Source organism: Vibrio sp. V03_P4A6T147 (genome assembly GCF_002241085.1).
Lineage (GTDB): Bacteria > Pseudomonadota > Gammaproteobacteria > Enterobacterales > Vibrionaceae > Vibrio > Vibrio anguillarum.
This window is the reverse complement of record NZ_NDIO01000401.1, coordinates 1-6320: the sequence shown is the minus strand read 5'-3', so window position 1 is coordinate 6320 and position 6320 is coordinate 1. Positions and strand designations below refer to the sequence as shown.

Here is a 6320-nt window from a genome sequence, read left to right as displayed (position 1 = left end):
TACGACCCGCAACAACTTAGAGCAGCAGCAGCGCTCTGAAGTCAACAACACCATCAACACCGTCGGTTTGGCGCTGGCACCTTATTTGGAGAAGAAAGATAAGATTGCGGTTGAGTCGGTTATCAATGCCTTGTTTGATGGCAGCTCTTACTCAGTCGTACGATTGATTTTTCTAGACGATGACGAAGAGATTCTGCGATCTTACCCTGTAAAACCCAATAACGTTCCGCAATGGTTTACCAATTTACACCTGTTTGCACCGATCCATGATCAACGCGTTGTAACCAGTGGTTGGATGCAGCTTGCTGAAGTCGAAATTGTCAGCCACCCTGGCGAGGCCTATGCGCAATTATGGAAGGCGCTGATTCGGCTACTTATCGCGTTTAGCGCTATTTTTGTGATTGGCCTTGCCGCCATCGCTTTCATTCTGAAGCGCGCTTTACGCCCGCTGCAGATGATTGTCGAAAAAATGGAGCAAGTCGCACGCAACCATTTTGGTGAACCGCTACCGCGGCCAGCGACCAAAGATCTGATTTATGTAGTTGATGGTATCAATAGCATGTCAGCGCAGGTTGAAAAAGCGTTCAAAGCTCAGGCGCAAGAAGCGCAGCAACTGCGTGAGCGTGCTTATATTGACCCAGTTTCTCAACTTGGCAACCGCGCCTATTACATGAGTCAACTCAGTAGTTGGCTATCAGAAAGTGCCATAGGTGGCGCTGCTATTTTGCAAGCAGAGTTTATCAAAGAGCTTTACGAAGAAAAGGGTTATGAAGCAGGCGATGGTATGGTGCGCCATTTGGCTGAGCATCTAAAAGTGTCGATTACTTCACCTGATGTGACTCTGGCACGCATTTCTACCGAAGAGTTTGGCTTTATTTTGCCCAACATGGAAGAGAGTGAACTCAAAATCATCGCTGATAGTATTATGAATTTTGTGCAAGACACTCTAGCCGACCCAACTGGCATGGCATCAGCTAAAGTCTCTTTAGGTGTTGTTCATAATAAAGAACCAAAATCTTCAACACAGTTACTTTCCTTGCTCGACAACGCGTTAGCCATTGCAACTGCAAATCCAGAGCTGATTTACGGCTTTGTCAGCAGTGAAACCAAACAAACTGTGATGGGTAAACAGCAATGGAAAGCATTGGTTGAAGAAGCTATCCATAACGATTGGTTCAGTTTCCGTTTGCAGTCAGCCAATAATAGCTGGGGACAAACTTTCCACCGCGAAGTTTTTTCAGCGATTGAGCACGATGGCAAACGCTACAGCGCTAACCAATACTTATTTGCACTCGACCAACTCAATGCCAGCCATATTTTTGATGAATATGTTATTGAAACGATGATTCGCAAGCTCGAAACGGGAGAGATAGCCGAACCATTAGCCATTAATATCGCTCAAAGCAGCCTTTCTCAACCCAGTTTTATTCGTTGGGTCACTCAGACTCTGGCGAAGCATCGCTCTATCTGTGAGAACCTGCACTTTGAAATACCGGAAAACGCATTCCTCAACGCCCCTCACCATACGGCGCTGTTTTGTAATGCTATAAGAGCAGCTGGCGCAGACTTTGGTGTCGATAACTATGGCCGGAATTTCCAATCATTAGACTACATCAACGAGTACCGTCCAAAATATGTGAAACTCGATTATCTATTTACTCACCATCTCGACGATGAAAAGCAAAAGTTCACCTTAACGTCGATTTCTCGCACAGCACACAATTTAGGAATCACCACAATTGCGTCAAGGGTAGAAACGCAAACTCAACTTGATTTCCTTTCCGAGCATTTTATAGAAGTCTTCCAAGGCTTTATTGTGGATAAATAAAAAAGGTCAGATGTAATGCAAGACACGCTACTCAATTCGCTTATCTATGTGAGTCGTTATTATGGATTGGCGAATTCCCCAGAAGCACTGATCAACGGCCTACCTTTATCAGATGGGAAACTGACGCCTTTTCTCTTTCCTCGAGCAGCCGAAAGAGCGGGGTTAATCGCCAAGGAAAATCGCTCAGCATTGGATCAAATCCCAAAATTGGTTTTCCCCGTTATCTTAATTTTAAAAGGCGGTGAAGCCTGTGTGCTCAGCAGCATCAACGAAGCGAATCAAGAAGCTGAGGTCGTCACTGCGGAGTCTGGTCTAATCCCCGTAGCTATTCCCTTAGAGGAACTGACTGAACGCTATATTGGCCGCTACTTCATGGTGAAAAAACAGTTTCGCTATGACGAGCGCTCACCAGAAATATTAAAGACCCGTGATGGCCACTGGTTTTGGGGTACGTTATGGCAGTCAAAGCACATTTATCGTGATGTGTTGATCGCTTCCATTTTAATCAATTTGTTTGCCATTGCGGCACCAATGTTCAGCCGTTTAGTGTATGACAAAGTCGTGCCTAACCTTGCGTTTGAAACCTTGTGGGTATTAGCGAGCGGGATTTTTGTGATCTTCTTATTCGATCTGCTCCTCAAACTACTTCGCAGTTATTTTATTGATGTGGCGGGCAAAAAATCTGACATTCTGATCTCTTCCAAGCTCTTTAGTAAAGTGATGGGGATCAGAATGGAGTCTCGTCCTCCCTCTGTCGGTGCGTTTGCGCGACATTTACAAGAGTTCGAATCCATACGCGAATTCTTTACCTCAGCAACCATCTCATCATTGATTGACCTGCCATTTGCACTGCTCTTTTTAGTGCTGATCTGGCTAATGGCGGGCAGCTTAGTGCTGGTACCTATCGCTGGTGTACTGATCATTGCTATCTATTCTCTGCTCATCCAAGCACCTCTACGACGGGCGATTGAAGAGGGCTCTCGACTGGCATCACAAAAATACGCCAACCTGATTGAAAGTTTAGCTGGACTTGAAACGGTGAAACTCTTTGGCGCTCAAAGTCAGTTTCAATATCGCTGGGAAGAAGCGGTCGCGCACATGGCGAACTGGAACATTAAAAGCCGTAGAATTACTGATGGTATTCAAAATACTGCCGGCTTTGTTCAGCAAGCCGCGAACGTTGGCATGATCATCTTAGGCGTCTATCTGATATCCAACGGCGATTTAACAATGGGTGGGCTCATCGCCGCAACCATGCTCAGCGGCCGTGCGATTGGCCCAATGGTGCAACTATCATTACTTTCAACACGCTACAACCAAGCCAAATCGTCCTTAAAAATCATTGAGCAAGTGATGCAAATGCCCGATGAGCAAGAAGAAGGTAAACGCTATATTCATCGTCCGATTGTGCAAGGTAAAATTGAGCTAGACAAAATCACTTTTCACTACCCTAATGCGCCTGTTGCATCAATACGTGACTTAAGTATAACGATTCATCCGGGTGAAAAAGTAGCGATCATAGGCCGCATCGGCTCAGGGAAGACCACCTTAGAGCGCCTTATTATGGGGTTATATCAACCGACCGAGGGGAATGTTCGTATTGATGACACCGATATCGCGCAACTGCATCACATTGATGTGAGACGTAATATTGGTTGTGTACCTCAAGACAGCAACCTATTTTACGGTTCAATTCGCGATAACATCACGCTCGGGCGTCCCTTAGTTGATGATAGAGATGTGATGGATGCCGCCAACCGAGCGGGAGTTACCGCGTTCACACAACAAGACCCCGCGGGGTTAGAACGACAAGTGGGTGAAGGTGGCTTGTTGTTGTCTGGTGGTCAGAGGCAAGCGGTAGCCATTGCTCGTGCACTGCTCGGACGCCCACCCGTTTTGCTACTTGATGAGCCCACCAGCGCCATGGACAATCGCTCTGAAATGCACATCAAACATCAACTGTCTCAATTGACACCAAGTGAGACGTTAATATTAATTACTCATAAAACGTCAATGCTCGATGTGGTTGATCGCGTCATTGTGATGGAGAAAGGCTGTGTTATTGCCGATGGTCCTAAATCGATGGTGTTAAACGATCTCAAACAGGGCAAAGTGAGGTCGGTGCAATAGCCACCTTACTAGAAATAACATGATCAGCAAAAAACGAGGCAAAATGCCTCGTTTTTTGCTTAGCACTCTGAGATAAGAATGTTAGATCCCTCCGACATCTTCATCTTCAAGCATCGAAGCACATTTAATCTCATACTGGTTAAATGAGAAGATACTAGCGCCATGAGCCCGCTTGGTGATGATCCGCTCATCATCAAATTGTACCGAAACATGGGTATAAACTTTATTTTTGACTTCGATCGTATTCATTTCGAGCAATTGCTCAAACTCCTCTCCCAGCATATCCAACGCCAATTTTGCTTTTTCTAAACGATCATTAGTCTGTTTCTTAAATTCATCAATTTTTAGCAGTTCCTCTTCCAAGCGTTCCGCTTTAGGCTTTTTCTTAAATTCAATCTCACGGCGGATCACTTCCATCGTCGCTTCTTGCGCTTGTTTATAATGCTCTTTGTGTTTCGCGACCCGTTCTTTATACACAGCATAACGAGCAAAAGCCTGCACAGCCGTGGCGGTATCGCCTTCAACGCCTAGATTGAAGCAAACGATCTTACCACCAACTTTCGCGTGACCACCACTGAGTGTGCCTTGCTTCTCTTTACTATCTAATACTTTTAGATCATTGCCACAGCGTAATTCATTGCTCATGCTGTGAACCGCTAAATTGATGTCATCTGCCGCTTGCAGTTCGCTAAATTGAGCATAGTTAGCCGTGATAGAGCCTCCTGATTTGATAATGCATGTTCTTGCTTCATCATCAAACACCGTATGGCCAATAATGCCTTTACCAACATCAATATTACCTTGGGCTTGAACATCAGCAGACTCAACAAACCCACCGATGGTGATTGAGCCCGTCGCTCTCACGATCATCCCAGGCTCGACATCGCCCGTGATGACAACACATCCTTTAAATTTCACGTGGCCAGTGGCTACACTGACGTTGTTTAAACATAAAGCGTTATCGACATCAACCGTTTTACTTTTCAGGATAGGCATGCCCGCTTGACTGGCCAGTAGCACATTCGGGTCATTGGGTGAGATGTAAGACCCCTTTCCTGCAACTAAGGCCGAGTCTTTACCTGGTTTAGGATCCAGCACTTTTCCCTGCACGGTATAGCCTGGCGTTCCTTTGGTTGCAGGAATTCGACGCATCACTTCATCATCTTGACCAACAGTGATGGTTTCACCTAAGTTGCGCATATCAATTTTGTTCTGTCCTTGCTTTTTGGTCGGTGCTAACACGCGCTTACTGACATCCTCAACCAAAGGAACAAATTGTGCGTCTTTACCTTGAATGGGTTCGCGCCCCTGCGCAACAGGCTGAGTGTATACTTCCCCTGGCTTCAAGGTATTACTTACCATTAACACTTTCTTTAAAGCCAGTTTGTTGATGCCTTTTGTCACGTGGGAATGAGCCAATGCATACACCAACTCACTACCGCGCAATGCTCTGCCACCATATGCACCCGTCACGACCATGCTGGCTAACATATCTCGATCACTAAATTCAATCTCAACCGAAGCGTTCTTTTTCTCTGCAATGGTGATTCCAGAGAATGCTTCACCCTTCCCCTCTTTTGCACAGTTGATAAAGCGGGTAACTTCAGTTTCATTTAAGAAAAATGTCGATGCAGATAACTCAAACAATGCTTCTTTCAAGCCTGCTTGGTCAAAATTTTTGTCGATGGACTCCGTCCCAGGCAACTGGGCAATGACTTGTTTTTTGTCCTCTGAAAGCGAAATTAAGCGTTTCCACATACTACTTAACCCATATGGTTAGATTCCGTTCGTATGGCAGTGTATACAATTTACAGTATGGACTAAATCTTTAGGCAACCAAATTAAGGGCTACATCACTTAGTCACGACGAAACGAACCACATAACCTAAAAATAAACGAAAGAATGAGTTACGCAGAATTTTACAGTGTAAATAATCTGTTCCGTATTAAGACAATATCGGAAAATCATGTTTACTGTTAAAGGCGTAAGTCACCTTAACAGTGCAACCATCTTTTGAATATTCCAATGACTCACACAATTTAGAGACCAAAATAATCCCTCGACCGTGTGTACAGTTGCCGTCTACAACCGTATGTTGGTAGTCAAAGCCTTCGCCATTATGCTCAAGTGAAAAGCTCAATTGTCCCACCGTTGGGTCATAATCAATGTCTAGTTTAATCCATAACGATTCATCTAACTCATCCATACACTCTTCACGTCGTTGGTAAAAAGTGAGAAATCCATCTGGGTCATCTTTTAGTGAAGAATTAAGTTTTAATAACCCATGCTCGATGGCATTAGCAAACAGTTCTGACAATACAGAGCAAACGAGGTCAAGATGCTCGGCACCACTAATAAAAC

General features: G+C 44.8%; 4 protein-coding genes. 2 read left to right on the top strand and 2 right to left on the bottom strand.

Translation table 11 applies throughout. The annotated features are described in order from the left end of the window. Positions 1 to 1828 (top strand): EAL domain-containing protein (locus B9J84_RS15255; protein WP_094124496.1); only part of this gene is annotated, 1828 nt, incomplete at its 5' end. A 15-nt stretch (positions 1829 to 1843) separates the two neighbouring features. Next, on the top strand, positions 1844 to 3958 hold the full coding sequence (locus tag B9J84_RS15250; RefSeq protein ID WP_013868207.1) for a type I secretion system permease/ATPase: 2115 nt from the start codon (positions 1844 to 1846) through the stop codon (positions 3956 to 3958). An 81-nt stretch (positions 3959 to 4039) separates the two neighbouring features. Here B9J84_RS15250 and B9J84_RS15245 read toward each other — a convergent pair whose 3' ends face one another. Together B9J84_RS15245 and B9J84_RS15240 are read right to left on the bottom strand one after the other, a co-directional pair. Then, complete coding sequence (locus B9J84_RS15245; RefSeq protein ID WP_013868208.1) at positions 4040 to 5716, bottom strand: DUF342 domain-containing protein; 1677 nt, start codon at positions 5714 to 5716, stop codon at positions 4040 to 4042. Positions 5717 to 5904: 188 nt separating this feature from the next. Then, positions 5905 to 6320: ATP-binding protein (locus B9J84_RS15240; RefSeq protein WP_143698879.1), on the bottom strand; the 416-nt coding region annotated here is incomplete at its 5' end.